Genomic DNA, 14,852 nt, shown 5'->3' with positions numbered 1-14,852 from the left:
ATTTTTAAAATATACTTAGTTTATTGTGCGTACTTATCTTTCAGATAATGTTTTAAGGATACCAGCGATTTTTCCACCACCAGATTTAAGTCCAGAAATAACATTTTTGGCTGGAGATTGTAACAATCCAATTATTTCACCAATCATTTCTTCTTTAGACTTAATGCTAACTAAAGCATCCAAGTTTTCATCACCTATATATATTGCTTCTTCTACAAAAGCTCCTTTCAATAAAGGCTTATCAGATTTTTTTCTGAAATTCTTTATCAATTTCGCTGGAGCATTGGCAACCTCAGAAAACATAAGAGAAGTATTCCCTTTTAATATTTCTGGTAATTCACCAAATTCTTTGTCAGAAGCTTCCATTGCTTTTGCAAGCAATGTGTTTTTAACTACAGCTAGTCTAATATCAGCTTTAAAACAAGCTCTTCTTAAATCAGAAGTTGTTCCTGCATCTAAACCTGAGATATCAGCTACATATATAGTGCTGCTATCTGCCAACTGCGTAGTCAAATCTTTTATAACCGTTGCTTTTTCTTCTCTTGTCATACTATTAATTTTTAACTACCAGTTGTTAAACTGACTTTGGATCTAATTGCAAACTAGGACTCATTGTGCTTGACATGAAAATTGTTTTCATATATACACCCTTTGCCGCAGTTGGCTTCATCTTATTCAAAGTATCTAACAACTCCTTAGCATTATCTGCTAATTTATCAGCAGAAAAAGAAGCTTTACCTATCGCTGCGTGAACGATACCGGTTTTATCAACTTTAAAATCTATTTTACCTGCCTTAACTTCAGATACAGCTTTCGCTACATCCATAGTAACAGTTCCTGTTTTTGGATTAGGCATTAAACCTCTTGGTCCTAATACACGACCTAATGGTCCTAATTTACCCATTACACTTGGCATAGTGATGATTACATCAACATCCGTCCAACCGCTTTTGATTTTATCCAAATACTCATCTAAACCAACATAATCAGCTCCGGCTTCTTGAGCCTCTGCTTCTTTGTCTGGTGTTACCAAAGCCAAAACTTTAACATCCTTACCAGTTCCATGAGGTAATGTTACCACACCACGAACCATTTGATTTGCTTTTCTTGGATCTACACCCAAACGAACAGCTAAATCTACAGATGCATCGAATTTTGTATTGGTTATCTCTTTAATTAAAGCTGAAGCTTCCGTAACAGAGTATAATTTATCTTTCTCTATTTTGGAGTGCGCTTCCTTTTGCTTCTTAGTTAACTTTGCCATTTAATTACTTTTAAGATTTTAAAAAGGTTTTTTTCCTGCTACCTTCATACCCATAGAACGCGCAGTACCCGCTATCATACTCATAGCAGATTCTACCGTAAATGCATTAAGGTCAACCATTTTATCTTCGGCTATTGCCTTGATTTGGTCCCAGGTAACACTACCTAATTTTACTCTGTTAGGTTCGCCAGATCCTTTTTTAATCTTAGCCGCTTCCAATAGCTGAATTGCCGCCGGTGGAGTTTTTACAACGAAGTCGAAAGACTTATCCTTGTAAACGGTGATAACAACTGGTAATATTTTACCTGGTTTATCCTGTGTACGAGCATTAAATTGCTTACAGAATTCCATTATGTTAACACCAGCAGCTCCTAAGGCAGGTCCAACCGGTGGCGATGGATTCGCTGCACCTCCCTTAACTTGTAGTTTAACTACTTTACCTATTTCTTTTGCCATTGTTTAAAATTAAATTGAAAGTGTGTTTACGGAAGCAACACTACTTTAATTATATGTATGTAACACTTATTCTAATACTTATATCTTTTCAACTTGCATGTAGCTCAACTCTAATGGTGTTTTTCTTCCGAAAATCTTAACCATAACCTCAAGCTTACGTTTCTCTTCATTTATTTTCTCCACAGTACCATTGAAGCCATTGAAAGGACCATCAATTACTTTTACCGTTTCACCAAAAACAAATGGGATAGCAACACTATCTGTATTCACAGCTAGCTCATCTACTTTACCAAGCATTCTGTTCACTTCATTTTTTCTTAAAGGAACAGGATCCCCTCCTTTAGTTTCTCCTAAAAACCCTATTACATTTGTAATAGACCTTATAATATGAACCATTTCACCACCAAGGTTTGCTTTTATCATAATATAACCAGGAAAATAAACTCTTTCTTTGTTTATTTTCTTTCCATTTCTGATTTGAACAACCTTTTCTGTAGGAACAAGGACATCTTCTAAATAGTCAGAGAAACCATGACGCTCTACTTCACTCTCAATGTATCCTTTGATTTTATTCTCTTGACCACTAACAGCTCTAACAACGTACCACTTTTTATCCAATACTTCTGACATAGTCCTATTAGTTTAAAACGAAGTTGAAATAAGATTTAATCACTTTACTAAAGACCGTATCCACTCCCCAAGTTGCCAAGGCAAAAAGGATAGAAAACACAGCTACAATAACCATCAAGTTAGATGATTCTGCACGTGATGGAAGAGTAACATTATTCCTCAACTCTTCAACGGATTCTTTTATATATGTGAACATTTAAATGCTTTTTACAATTTCAACAAATAGGATACCTATATTCCAAATTCTATTGTGGCACGGGAGGAGAGACTCGAACTCCCGACACCTGGTTTTGGAGACCAGTGCTCTACCAACTGAGCTACACCCGTATGAATAGTGACTTTTAAATCACGTATTCTATTATTTGCATGTAAAGGTGTCCCGCTTGAGCAGGACACCCTTATACACAATACTTATTTTAGATTATAATTAATCTATAATCTTAGTCACTTGACCAGCACCTACTGTTCTACCACCTTCACGGATAGCGAAACGAAGACCTACGCTTAATGCGATTGGCTGAATCAATTCAACTGTAATAGTTAAGTTATCACCAGGCATAACCATCTCAACTCCTGAAGGAAGTGCAATGTTACCTGTTACGTCTGTTGTTCTTACATAGAACTGTGGACGATAGTTATTATGGAATGGTGTGTGACGACCACCTTCTTCTTTTTTCAATACATAAACCTCAGCTTCAAATTTAGCGTGTGGCTTAACAGAACCTGGCTTACAGATTACCATTCCACGGCTAATTTGAGATTTTTCAACACCTCTTAACAAGATACCTACGTTATCACCAGCCTCACCTCTATCCAATATCTTACGGAACATTTCAACCCCAGTAATAGTAGAGTTTAATTTCTCAGCACCCATACCAATAATCTCAACAGGATCACCAGTATTAGCAATACCAGTTTCTATACGACCAGTAGCAACAGTACCACGACCAGTAATAGTAAATACATCTTCAACTGGCATTAAGAAATCTTTATCAACATCTCTTTTAGGAAGCTCGATCCAATCATCAACAGCAGCCATCAATTCCATAACAGTATCAACCCACTTTTGCTCACCGTTCAATGCACCTAATGCAGAACCAGCGATTACAGGTCCATTATCACCATCATACTCATAAAAAGAAAGTAATTCTCTTACTTCCATTTCAACAAGCTCGATCAATTCCTCATCATCAACCATATCCACTTTGTTCATGAATACAACAATTCTTGGAATACCCACCTGACGACCTAATAATATATGCTCACGTGTTTGTGGCATAGGACCATCTGTAGCAGCAACAACTAATATAGCACCATCCATTTGAGCAGCACCAGTAACCATGTTCTTCACATAATCCGCGTGACCAGGACAGTCAACGTGTGCATAGTGACGATTAGCTGTAGAATACTCTACGTGAGAAGTGTTAATTGTAATACCTCTTTCTTTTTCCTCAGGAGCGTTATCGATAGAATCGAAACTTCTCAATTCAGAAAGACCTGCATTTGCCAAAACAGTAGTAATAGCAGCAGTCAATGTAGTTTTACCGTGATCCACGTGTCCAATAGTACCTATATTTAAGTGCGGTTTGGAACGATCGAAAGTTTCCTTTGCCATGTTTAATGTATTTTATTCTTAGTTTATATTAGTGTACAAATTTATACCTTAATTGAGCCAATGACGAGAATTGAACTCGTGACCTCTTCCTTACCAAGGAAACGCTCTACCCCTGAGCTACACCGGCGTAAAGTGTTGAACCCACCCAAAAGATAGATTCCTGCCTTCGCAGGGATGACATTACTGTCAAATTTATAGAGCGGGAGACCGGGTTCGAACCGGCGACATTCAGCTTGGAAGGCTGACGCTCTACCAACTGAGCTACTCCCGCTTATAATATTACAATATTTCAATAAAATTCTCTATAAAATAGTTTAGTGGGGAGAGCAGGATTCGAACCTGCGAAGACGTAGTCAGCAGATTTACAGTCTGCCCTCGTTGGCCGCTTGAGTATCTCCCCTCAAACTAATATTTTAAAGAACTTAAGAGCCGATGGAGGGACTCGAACCCACGACCTGCTGATTACAAATCAGCTGCTCTAGCCAGCTGAGCTACATCGGCTTATTTCACGACTTTTTCTGTCATAAAAAAGCCCGCTATTTCTAACGGACTGCAAATGTATAGTATTTTTTGTTTATTCAAAACAAATTTTGAAAAATTTTTATCAAGCATGTAATCTTATTTTTTCTTTTTGCTTTATTAGCCTACGTTCCAGGGAACTACAAGCCGAGTCTACAGCCTCTTCAAATGATTTACATTGTTTTTTTACTACAAATTTATCTTTAGGAACCGAAATTTTAATCTCTACTATTTTATTCTCTTTAGCACTTGTATTCTCCACTTTCATATAAACATCTGAGCTAATCACCTTAGAATAAAAGGTTTCCACTTTGTCAAGTCTATTTTGAAGGAAATTTATCAACTTATCGTCTGCATTAAAATTTACCGATTGCGTATTTACTTTCATAGTCAGAAAATTTATGGCTTTAAGAATTTAGCCTGATTTAACAATAATTATTTATTTCCCCTAGGATGAGCTTTTGCATGAACTTTCTTTAACTCTGCAATACTATTATGCGTATAAACTTGAGTAGAAGCCAAACTAGAATGACCTAGCAACTCTTTAACAGCATTTAAATCTGCTCCTTTATTCAATAGATGAGTTGCAAAAGTATGCCTAAGAATATGCGGACTCGTCTTTACCTTCGAGGAAACCTCTCTAAAATACTTTTTTATTAATCTATAAACAAGTGTTTCATACAATTTATTGCCTGACTTCGTCAAGAACATAGTGTCTTCATCAACCACCTTGCTCAATTTCTCCCGACCCTCTAAATAATCTACAAACTTCTTTTTGGTCTCAACAAGCATAGGTATAATTCTTTCCTTATTGCGTTTGCCCAAGACCTTGATCGTCATCGCTTCAAAATCCACATCTACCACTTTTAAGGCTATAACCTCCGCCCTACGCATACCCGTAACATACAACACATGTATCAACAGCTCATCTCTTCTCCCCTCAAAATCTTCTTTATACTCTATTTCAGACAACACCTTTTCCATCTCTAATTCAGAGAAGGGAATCTCAATTTTCTTCGCAGTCTTTAATGCCTTATGCTTGTTCAACGGATTTACATCTGTAACTTCTATTTTTTGAAGAAACTTAAAATAAGCTTTCAGCGATGCTATTTTTCTATTGATAGACCTATTGTTGATTTTTTTTTCAGACAATTCAACTATCCAAAATCGAACAATATTATATTCAATGTTATCAATATCATCAACATCATAATTAGTTAAGCAGAAATTACTAAATTCTAGTAAATCATTCTCATACGCCTTAACCGTATGTTTAGAATAATTTTTCTCCAAAGAGAGATAAGAAATAAATTCACTTAAAAACATTATCTAAAGGTATCAAAGTTTTGAGTTTACTGAAATTTGAGCAAAAAAAATCCCGCAAATTGCGGGATTTTATATTTTGTACGACAAAGTCTAAACTTCTTCTTGATCTCTTAGACCTTGAATGTATTCTGCTTTTTGTATCTGTGCTCTACGAACAACTGACGGCTTATTGAACTGTTGACGCTTACGTAACTGTCTCATTGTACCTGTCTTATCGAACTTACGCTTGAAACGCTTTAAAGCTCTATCGATGTTTTCTCCTTCTTTTACTGGTATTATTAACATGGGCTAAACCTCCTCTCTTTTGTGATTAAGGCTGCAAATATAGTAACTATATTTAAACCGACAACCTTTAAACTAATTTTAAAATTTTAATTTGACCAACTACACCGTAGCTGGCTTATATTCTTTCTTATCAATAATGATTTTAGAAATAATTTCTCGCAATATTTCTGATGTACCACCACCAATTGGTCCTAGTCTACTATCTCTAAAGTTACGTGCCATTGGGTAATCTTCAATATAACCGTAACCACCTAAAAATTGCAAACATTCATAAGCTACTTCGTCAGCAACTTTTGTCGATTTTAGTTTTGATATAGTTGCCTCTTTAACTACATACTGTCCTTTATCCAAACGGTAGGCAACGGAATAATTATATTCTTTACACATATCTATATCCGCGTGTAAATCAACTACTCTATGCCTAAGTGCCTGAAATTTATTTATAGATTTACCAAAAGCTTCCCTTTCTGACATGTAATTTAATGCGTAATCCAAAACATGCTCTGCTCTTGCATGAGCATTAACACCCATTATCAATCTTTCTAAAGAGAAATGCTCCATTATATATGAGAATCCCATATTTTCTTCACCCATTAGGTTTTCTACAGGAATCTTGACATTATCAAAAGCCAATTCAGCAGTATCTGACGCTCGCCAACCTAATTTATTTAATTTATTAGCTGTTACCCCTTCACTATTTCTATCTACCGTAAAAATGCTAATTCCTTTATTACCAAGCTCAGGACTTGTTTTTGCCGCCACGATCATGTAATCAGCGTAGACCCCATTTGTGATAAACGTTTTGGAACCATTTAACACATAATGATCACCTTGCTTTACTGCCGTTGTTCTCATTGCCGCTACATCACTACCCCCAAAAGGTTCTGAAATACACAAACAACCAATTTTATCACCATTTACACTAGGTCGTAAATACTTCTCCTTTAAAAAGGAATCCGCTTCTTTATTTAAATGAGTCATTGCCAAATAAGTATGCGCCCACATAGCCGCTGCAAAACCTCCAGAATTTATCTTTTGCAACTCTTCTAACAAGATAATAGTATAGAAAAGATCAAGACCTAGACCACCATCTTCTTCAGGCGTCGCTAGGCCAAAATAGCCCATATCTCCAAATTTCTTCCAAATGAACCTTTCTATAGTTCCTGTTTCTTCCCACTTATCTACATGAGGGACTACTTCTTTCTGTAAAAAATCTTTTAGGCTGTTCCTAAATAATTGATGTTCTTCTGTGAAGTACATACTTTGCATAGCGTTTTTTTTATAATGACAAATATAAAGCAATTCTATTAATACGCTCTGACGGAAATTCCTCAATTTTTACTAATTCGTTCAAAGAATTGATACTTCCGTTGAGATTACGATAATTTACAATGCTCTGAGCGACGTGTTTTTGCAGATATATCAATTTAGACAATTCTTCAACAGTAGCAGTATTTACATTTATTTTTAAAATATCAGGCTTGGTTACTACTTTAAACTGTTTTAAAGCTCTTTCCACAACATCTGGCTCTAGACCATAAACATCTTGCAATTGATCTTCAATTAAAAAACCGCCCAAGCGATCTCTAAATTTAATTATTCTAGCCGATAATTTCTCCCCTATTCCGCTTACTTGCCGTAGCTCTTCTGCCGTCGCGGTATTTAAATCTTTCCAAACAACTTTCTTTAGTTTATTATCCAGGCTAAATGTGTTTGATTTAAATGCCGTTTTCCTCTTTCTATTCTGAGTCCACTCTGGAAATTTAAAATATGGAGATATAATATCTAGTAATGAATCTGAAACTTTTGTAACATCTTGAAACTCTTTAGCCGAATTCACAAATAGTTCTTTAGTTCTAAAAACATGTAACCTATCTATTTCAGCAACTGACATACCTAATGTATACCCTTTAAAATCAGTAATAAAATTTGGATTTAAAGGAAATATGCGAACAGTATCTTTTTCTAACGCTACAATTTTCAAAGAATCTATTTCAGCTTGAGCCACACTATCAATTTGCAAGGGTGTAGATTGATTGACCGCGTATGTATTGTACAGATAATATCCTATTTGAATACTAATCAGAAAAAATAGCAAAAAGAAAATCCCACTTCGTTCTTGTTTATTGAACTTAAAGTGGGATTTAAATGAATTCATGACAATTCTTAATCTTCTATAGCGTCATACTTTAGTTTGATCGCATCTAAATATCTATTCAATTGTTTTTTCACAACTGGGAACAAGAAGAACAGACCTACCATATTTGGGAATACCATTGCAAATATCATTGCATCTGAAAAAGCCCAAATAGATTTCATACTTGCTGCAGCTCCAATTACTATAAACGTACAGAACAATAATTTATAAACCATATCAGCTGTTTTACCTCTACCGAATAAATATTTCCAAGACTGTAGTCCGTAATAAGACCAAGAAATCATGGTAGAAACTGCAAATAACACTACCGCTATAGTCAAGAATATATTAGAATAAGGTATATACTCAGCAAAAGCAACAGCAGTAATACCAGCACCTTCATACGGCATGCCATCTATTAAAACTGCACCAGAACCATCACCGCCATAAGTAAATGCACCACCAAAATTAAAGATGATAATTACTATCGCTGTCATTGTACAAATAACTACAGTATCAATGAAAGGCTCTAACAAAGCTACCAAACCTTCAGAAGCTGAATATTTTGTTCTTACCGCAGAATGGGCAATAGATGCTGAACCCGCACCTGCTTCATTTGAAAATGCCGCTCTTTTAAAACCAACCAACAGCACACCAATAAGACTACCCACACCAATTGCAGTAGGGTTAAATGCCTCTGTAACTATTAAAGAAATAGCGTCATCTACAAGTGAAAAATTACTAAGGATGATATATAGACAAGCAACAATATACATTACCGCCATAAATGGCACTACTTTTTCAGTTACTTGAGCAATACGCTTAATACCACCAATGATTATTACACCAACAAGGATTGCCAACACAAGACCCACAATAGCCCCGGCTGCAGTACTTTGCCAGTTAAAAAGTTCTTTGATTACTATAGTAGCTTGGTTTGACTGAGCCGCGTTACCACCACCAAAAGAACCACCAATACAAAAAATTGCAAAAATAACAGCAGCAACCTTACCTATGGTTTCAAAGCCTCTTTCTTTAAGACCTTTACTTATATAGTACATTGGACCACCATAAACGGTACCATCTTCACCTACATCTCTATATTGAACACCAAGCGTACATTCCACAAATTTTGATGACATACCTAAAAGTCCACATACAATCATCCAAAATGTAGCACCAGGTCCACCTAAGGCAATAGCCAAAGCTACACCTGCAATATTACCGTTACCAACTGTACCGGAAACTGCAGTTGCCAATGCTTGAAAATGGCTTACTTCACCTTCTGAGCTTTCATCCCTAATAGTATCAATGATATCGCCATCTATAGCCAAATCATTTTCCATACTAACCAGATGGTCTTCTATATCTACATTAGTCAAATCTTGACCTTGAGCAATACCATCTTCACCATAAAGATTTTGCGCTCCATGTTTTTCTATATCCTCATACTTACCGCGAACGGTATTAATGGCTTTTCCAAAAAATCTAATGTTTGGAAACCCAAAATATATTGTAAAAAATAATGCACTACCTACTAATAACACTAATACGAACGGTATGTCTGGATCATGCCAAACATTAAAGAAAATTACCGCTGAAAAGAAGTCGGAGATGGGTTGAAAGGCTTGATCAATTTGTTGATCTAATCCTTGTTCTTGAGAAAATATTAAAAAAGGAAATAAAAAGGTAAACAGGTTTAGAAGTTTATACTTCATAAGTTTAGAATTTATTTTTTGAGTTAGTTTGTCTAGCAATATCCTAAAAATAATGGATGCAATCAAATATATATGGTAGAAAGATGATTATTCTATGTTAAACATTTCGTTCAATTTCTTAATTTGTTCTGGCCTACCCAGTACTATAACCTTACTTTTTGGCTGTAATTCCATATCAGCTTCTGGGTTTATAGTATACTCACCATCCGGTGAAATATAACCTATTATAGTACATCCTGTTTTTCTTCGTAAATCTAAATCTCTCAAAGAATTACATTCAATCTGATCCGCAAAATCCTCTATGGCTACCTCTTCTAAATTAGTAGTATGTTCACCCTCCATAGAGAGCTTGTCCATAAAAGTGATAAGGTCTGGCATTACCACTAGAGATGCCATATGATCACCTCCAATTTTATCTGGCATAATTACCTTATTTGCTCCTGCCAAGAATAATTTTTTCTGAGAATTCACTAAAGAAGCCCTACTGATAATAAAAAGATTCTTTTTCATTTGTCTTGCCGACAGTACTACAAATAAATTTGCCGCATCATCTGGCAAAGTAGCTATTAAATATTGAGCTCTTTCAATACCCGCCTCTAACAATACATCATCATCATTGGCATCGCCTTCAATAAACAAGACATCATCTTCATAGCGCTCTATCACCTCTTTATCTTTCTCTATCACCACAAATGGTCTTTTATATGCCTTAAGCCTTTCTGCAGCTTGCATACCATTTCTACCAAAACCACATACGATAACATGCTGATTTAAATTTGCAATAGCATTTTTCATTTTTTTCTTTTTTAGCAGTTCTACTGAATTTCTAGAGAGCAGGTAGTCAGTAACTATAGTTATAGCAAAACCAACTATGAATACACTTGTCACAATAAGGATGATAGTGAATATTTTCCCTTCAGGTCCCATTGGCCTAACCTCTGAAAAACCAACAGTGGTTACCGTTATTATGGTCATATAAAATGCATCGACCCAAGAATAGTCTGCCACAAAACGATATCCTAAAACTCCAAAAGCCAAAACCATCAGCATCAAAGTCAATGCTAAATATATTTTAGACTTAAATAATTTCATCATATGTTAAAGATCAAAAACTGAATTTCGTTTGGTATATATCAAATCTTTTATTCTTAGCCAAAAAGCCAAGAACAAATAAAGAGCAAAACCAAAGCCTACAGTGACAAAGGTGAGATAAATGAATGATGTTCTTACCACTCTAGCCCTTATACCTAATCGTTCCGCTATTCTACCGCATACCTCATATCCTCTCTTTTGAAAATAATGTAGTAATTTATAAAACACGTTCATAGGGTATAAAATTAGCCTTTTATATTCATTAATGAAGCCCCAATAGCACAATCTAAACATTTATCTTTTATACAATAGTTAGTGTATAACTGAAGATATGCCTGAGAATCCTTAGCATTTTCAAGCGTTTCTCCTAGTTTACCAAACTTAGATATAATACTGTTTTCTTCCTTTTTAATTCCTGACATCATTTTAAGAAATCTTTCATTTTCTAACCCACCTTTATAGCGATTGTAGGCGAACTTTAAAGGAATTATAGTATTTATGAGCAGAAGATTTAAAAACGAATTTGAAATTCCCTTTTTACTCTTTTTTGAAATTTTACCGAAATTAAAATGGGTTTCCCAATATTCAGATGTACCTATGTTTAAGATTTTGGTATAGTCGGTATGTTCATCCTCTATCAACAAATGAAAGAGATTATTATTTTCAGCGTATAATGCGCTTAATTGAGCTAGTCTAATGGTTGGAAAATTTGATGGTCTTAATCGAAAAAATTCAGGAGACTTAAAAACAGGGTTTAAGCTAAACTTATGTTTTAAGAATTCATATTCTTTTTTCAATTCAGCAAAGTAAGTATCACCGTCATTTGTTTTATTCAATAAGCTTGCCTGTCCTAAAAACAAACTTTCCATTAGAAGTGGCTTGTGGTATAACTTTCTTATTATTGAAAAATCAATTGACTTTCCGATTTCAACAAAAGATTCTCTATTTATTTTAGAACCAAAGGTTTTTAATAGCATTAAGAATAACACTTGCTCCCAATCATTGTTTGTTTCTTTTAATAGTTGATTAATAAAATCTGATTTCTGTTCTAATCGCTCTACAAACAAACGATCTAGCCAATTATTTTTCAAAAACTCATCAACCCTCGTAAACTCATTTTCGCAATTAATGAATTTATAATTTTTACTATTGAAAAGTTCTTGATAGGTATGTAAAAGCTTTAAGGGTATATATTCTTTTAAAGACAATGTAGGTATTTCAGTTCCATCTTTTCTAAATACAGCTACATCATCTTGCCAAACTACATGAAGAATTACATTATTATAACTATCATCTTCTTGATGATTATGCGCATACCAATCTGATGATTTTAAATGAATTTCAACATTACCCGCCCATAATTGTTCGTTCAATTCTACCTGCGCGTTAAAGAAATCTGGTCCACTTAAATGATTATGCATTCCGGTAGATACTACATGTACCACTTCACCAGATGTAGTGACAAGCCCCTTAATAGGATACTTTTTATACTTCCAAATAAAGTGAAGCAAGTCTTCCTTCATTATATAAAAATAAAAAACCCGCCGTTAAGCGGGTCATTTTTTTAAAAAGAAATGAAATTATGCTGTTTCGCCTTCCCAATTCATAAATCCTCCTTGAAGGTTAAATGTCTTGTCAAAACCTAGGTTATTCATAATTGCACATGCTTGACCACTTCTGGCACCTGATCTACAATACACGTAATAATTTTTAGTTTTATCAAGTTTCTCAAGTTCTGCTACAAACTCAGGTCCTTTATAAATATCAATATTTAAAGCATTAGGTATGATCCCATCCTCTATTTCTTCTTCTGTTCTTACATCTAAAATTACTGCATTAGAATCTTTCTCTAACTGCTCTTCCCAATCTTGTTGTGATAAATCTGCCATAGTATATATTATAAGTAGTAAAATTAATCGATTTTTCTTTATTCTATTACTACTTACGAATTTAACAAATTTTTAATCTACACATAAAGTGAAATACTAAAAATAAACATACATTTGTATATACAATTATTGTACAAACATGAATGTAGAAGAGATTATTAAAACCAACCAGCAGATGCCGTTAGAAAAACGGACGCTTATTCACTTAGCCTTGGTTGTTAATAAAATTGACGAAGAAATAGCAACGGTACTTAAACCTTTTGATATCTCTATTCAACAATTTAATGTTTTAAGAATTCTTAGAGGTCAAAATGGCAAACCAGCAAATCTTTCTACTATCAACGAAAGAATGGTAACTAAAATGAGTAATACCACTCGCCTAGTCGATAAATTAATATTAAAGGGTTTTGTCAATAGAACCGTCTGTTTAAAAAACAGGCGCAAAGTTGAAATTGTAATTACAGAGGGAGGTTTAAACATACTAAATAAAATTGATGGAATACTTTTTGAAGCCGAAAAGAGAATACTTAAAAATTTTGACAAGACAGAACTACATGAACTTAATGAACTATTAAATAAATTTTAAGTAAAATAAATGAACACATTACTAGATAATTTAAACTGGCGCTATGCCACTAAAAAATTCGATAGCTCTAAAAAAGTGAGCAGCGAGAATTTAAATACTTTACTAGAAGCTGCAAGATTAACAGCTTCTTCATACGGTCTTCAACCTTACCACATATACGTTATTGAAAACGCGGATATAAGAACTCAACTAAGAAAAGCTTCTTATGACCAACCACAAATAACAGATGCTTCCCATATCATTGTTTTAGCTAATAAACCTACTTTTGATGGTACCATGATAGATGATTATATTCAAAATATCATGGCAATTCGTGGTTTATCTAAAGATGATTTAGAAGGTTTTTCACAGACTATGAAATCAACTTTATTAGATTTACCAGATGCCCAAAAAAACTTATGGACATCAAACCAGGCATATATTGTTTTAGGCAATTTAATGACGGTTGCGGCAGAAATCAAAATAGATACTTGCCCTATGGAAGGCTTTGACAAAGAGCAGTACAGTGAAATTTTAGGTCTTAGCGATAAAGGTTTAAATGCTGCAGTTGTTTTAGCCGTTGGCTACAGATCTTCTGAAGACGAGACTCAAAATTACCCTAAAGTAAGATATTCAAAAGAACAAATAATTACACATATATAAATTAAACACAATCATTTTAAAATTAGACACATGAAAAAATCATTATTAAGTTTAGTATTCGTTGCCGTTTTCGGATATACAGCAACCGCTTCTACCCCTATTGAGTCAGAAAAAAAAGAAGTAAAAGTTAGTGAGAGCACCGTTACTTGGAAAGGTTATAAAGTTACAGGTTCTCATGAAGGAACTATCAATCTGAAATCTGGTCATTTAGAAATGAAAGGCAAGAAATTAATTGGTGGCGAGTTTGTAATTGATATGACTTCCATTTCTTGTTCAGATTTACAAGCAGGTCAAGGAAAAGAAAAGTTAGAAGGTCATTTACAATCTGCAGATTTCTTTGGTGTTGAAAATAACCCTACTTCTAAATTAGTTTTTACTTCTGTTAAAGCTATGAACGACAATTCATATACTGTAACCGGAGACTTAACTATTAAAGGTATTACAAAGCCTGTTACACTTGTAGTTTCTATGTTTGAAAACAAGGCTACCGCAACCTTAAAAGTTGACAGAACTAAATTTGATATTAAGTATGGTTCAGGAAGCTTCTTTGATAATTTAGGAGACAAAGCTATTTATGATGATTTTGATTTGGTAGTAGATTTAGCACTATAGAATCTTCTAAAAGAATCATATTACAACAATTTAAAATCCCTTTGAGATATATTCAAAGGGATTTTTATTTTTGACAAAGTA

The 14,852-nt window shown here is 34.3% G+C and carries 19 protein-coding genes and 5 tRNA genes; 3 read left to right on the top strand and 21 right to left on the bottom strand.

Features of this window, described 5'->3' with window-relative positions:
* Nucleotides 1-33 precede the first annotated feature (33 nt).
* From rplJ to PXD56_RS16295, 21 genes are all read right to left on the bottom strand, one after another.
* Complete coding sequence (gene rplJ / locus PXD56_RS16395) at nt 34-549, bottom strand: 50S ribosomal protein L10 (protein ID WP_036155939.1); 516 nt, start codon at nt 547-549, stop codon at nt 34-36.
* A 25-nt stretch (nt 550-574) separates the two neighbouring features.
* Nucleotides 575-1,264: a 50S ribosomal protein L1 gene (rplA, locus tag PXD56_RS16390; protein ID WP_276494417.1), complete on the bottom strand. Its 690-nt coding sequence runs from the start codon at nt 1,262-1,264 to the stop codon at nt 575-577.
* Nucleotides 1,265-1,282: 18 nt separating this feature from the next.
* Nucleotides 1,283-1,720: a 50S ribosomal protein L11 gene (gene rplK / locus PXD56_RS16385; protein WP_027067854.1), complete on the bottom strand. Its 438-nt coding sequence runs from the start codon at nt 1,718-1,720 to the stop codon at nt 1,283-1,285.
* Nucleotides 1,721-1,798: 78 nt separating this feature from the next.
* Entirely contained in the window at nt 1,799-2,350 is a 552-nt protein-coding gene (gene nusG / locus PXD56_RS16380) for a transcription termination/antitermination protein NusG (RefSeq protein ID WP_276494416.1), read from the bottom strand.
* A 7-nt stretch (nt 2,351-2,357) separates the two neighbouring features.
* Entirely contained in the window at nt 2,358-2,546 is a 189-nt protein-coding gene (gene secE / locus PXD56_RS16375; protein WP_036155945.1) for a preprotein translocase subunit SecE, read from the bottom strand.
* A gap of 55 nt (nt 2,547-2,601) precedes the next feature.
* Nucleotides 2,602-2,677 (bottom strand) — tRNA-Trp (locus PXD56_RS16370).
* Nucleotides 2,678-2,777: 100 nt separating this feature from the next.
* Nucleotides 2,778-3,965, bottom strand: a complete 1,188-nt coding sequence (gene tuf / locus PXD56_RS16365) for an elongation factor Tu (RefSeq protein ID WP_036155947.1) — start codon at nt 3,963-3,965, stop codon at nt 2,778-2,780.
* A gap of 55 nt (nt 3,966-4,020) precedes the next feature.
* Nucleotides 4,021-4,092, bottom strand: a tRNA-Thr gene (locus tag PXD56_RS16360).
* A 71-nt stretch (nt 4,093-4,163) separates the two neighbouring features.
* Nucleotides 4,164-4,236: transfer RNA gene (locus PXD56_RS16355), tRNA-Gly, on the bottom strand.
* A 47-nt stretch (nt 4,237-4,283) separates the two neighbouring features.
* Nucleotides 4,284-4,365, bottom strand: a tRNA-Tyr gene (locus PXD56_RS16350).
* Between the two features lie 27 nt (nt 4,366-4,392).
* Nucleotides 4,393-4,466: transfer RNA gene (locus PXD56_RS16345), tRNA-Thr, on the bottom strand.
* A 103-nt stretch (nt 4,467-4,569) separates the two neighbouring features.
* Nucleotides 4,570-4,872: a ribosome hibernation-promoting factor, HPF/YfiA family gene (hpf, locus tag PXD56_RS16340; RefSeq protein WP_036155949.1), complete on the bottom strand. Its 303-nt coding sequence runs from the start codon at nt 4,870-4,872 to the stop codon at nt 4,570-4,572.
* A gap of 47 nt (nt 4,873-4,919) precedes the next feature.
* Nucleotides 4,920-5,810 (bottom strand): tyrosine-type recombinase/integrase, encoded by an 891-nt coding sequence (locus tag PXD56_RS16335; RefSeq protein WP_276494415.1) that lies wholly within the window; start codon nt 5,808-5,810, stop codon nt 4,920-4,922.
* Between the two features lie 90 nt (nt 5,811-5,900).
* A complete protein-coding gene (gene rpsU, locus PXD56_RS16330; RefSeq protein WP_036155953.1) occupies nt 5,901-6,095 on the bottom strand; it encodes a 30S ribosomal protein S21 in 195 nt (64 codons plus the stop codon).
* 99 nt (nt 6,096-6,194) lie between these two features.
* Nucleotides 6,195-7,364 carry an acyl-CoA dehydrogenase family protein gene (locus PXD56_RS16325; protein ID WP_276494414.1) on the bottom strand — a complete coding sequence of 390 codons (1,170 nt, stop codon included), beginning with the start codon at nt 7,362-7,364 and terminating at the stop codon, nt 6,195-6,197.
* Nucleotides 7,365-7,374: 10 nt separating this feature from the next.
* Nucleotides 7,375-8,253 carry a ComEA family DNA-binding protein gene (locus tag PXD56_RS16320; RefSeq protein WP_276494413.1) on the bottom strand — a complete coding sequence of 293 codons (879 nt, stop codon included), beginning with the start codon at nt 8,251-8,253 and terminating at the stop codon, nt 7,375-7,377.
* 8 nt (nt 8,254-8,261) lie between these two features.
* On the bottom strand, nt 8,262-9,950 hold the full coding sequence (locus tag PXD56_RS16315) for an alanine/glycine:cation symporter family protein (protein ID WP_276494412.1): 1,689 nt from the start codon (nt 9,948-9,950) through the stop codon (nt 8,262-8,264).
* 87 nt (nt 9,951-10,037) lie between these two features.
* Complete coding sequence (locus PXD56_RS16310; protein ID WP_276494411.1) at nt 10,038-11,045, bottom strand: potassium channel family protein; 1,008 nt, start codon at nt 11,043-11,045, stop codon at nt 10,038-10,040.
* Nucleotides 11,046-11,048: 3 nt separating this feature from the next.
* On the bottom strand, nt 11,049-11,276 hold the full coding sequence (locus PXD56_RS16305; protein ID WP_073247339.1) for a PspC domain-containing protein: 228 nt from the start codon (nt 11,274-11,276) through the stop codon (nt 11,049-11,051).
* 11 nt (nt 11,277-11,287) lie between these two features.
* On the bottom strand, nt 11,288-12,565 hold the full coding sequence (locus PXD56_RS16300) for a DUF2851 family protein (RefSeq protein ID WP_276494410.1): 1,278 nt from the start codon (nt 12,563-12,565) through the stop codon (nt 11,288-11,290).
* Between the two features lie 57 nt (nt 12,566-12,622).
* Nucleotides 12,623-12,931, bottom strand: coding sequence for a rhodanese-like domain-containing protein (locus PXD56_RS16295; protein ID WP_276494409.1), 309 nt, complete (start codon nt 12,929-12,931; stop codon nt 12,623-12,625).
* A 139-nt stretch (nt 12,932-13,070) separates the two neighbouring features.
* Between PXD56_RS16295 and PXD56_RS16290 the strand changes: the two genes are divergently transcribed.
* The 3 genes from PXD56_RS16290 to PXD56_RS16280 are packed head-to-tail and all read left to right on the top strand — an operon-like array spanning nt 13,071 to nt 14,771.
* Nucleotides 13,071-13,517 carry a MarR family winged helix-turn-helix transcriptional regulator gene (locus PXD56_RS16290; protein ID WP_276494408.1) on the top strand — a complete coding sequence of 149 codons (447 nt, stop codon included), beginning with the start codon at nt 13,071-13,073 and terminating at the stop codon, nt 13,515-13,517.
* Between the two features lie 9 nt (nt 13,518-13,526).
* The gene (locus PXD56_RS16285; RefSeq protein ID WP_276494407.1) at nt 13,527-14,159 is read left to right on the top strand and encodes an NAD(P)H-dependent oxidoreductase; all 633 of its coding nucleotides are present in this window, start codon (nt 13,527-13,529) and stop codon (nt 14,157-14,159) included.
* A 30-nt stretch (nt 14,160-14,189) separates the two neighbouring features.
* Nucleotides 14,190-14,771, top strand: a complete 582-nt coding sequence (locus tag PXD56_RS16280; RefSeq protein WP_276494406.1) for a YceI family protein — start codon at nt 14,190-14,192, stop codon at nt 14,769-14,771.
* Nucleotides 14,772-14,852 lie beyond the last annotated feature (81 nt).

The organism is Maribacter zhoushanensis (assembly GCF_029350975.1).
Classification (GTDB): domain Bacteria; phylum Bacteroidota; class Bacteroidia; order Flavobacteriales; family Flavobacteriaceae; genus Maribacter; species Maribacter zhoushanensis.
This window is presented reverse-complemented; position numbering and strand designations above follow the sequence as displayed.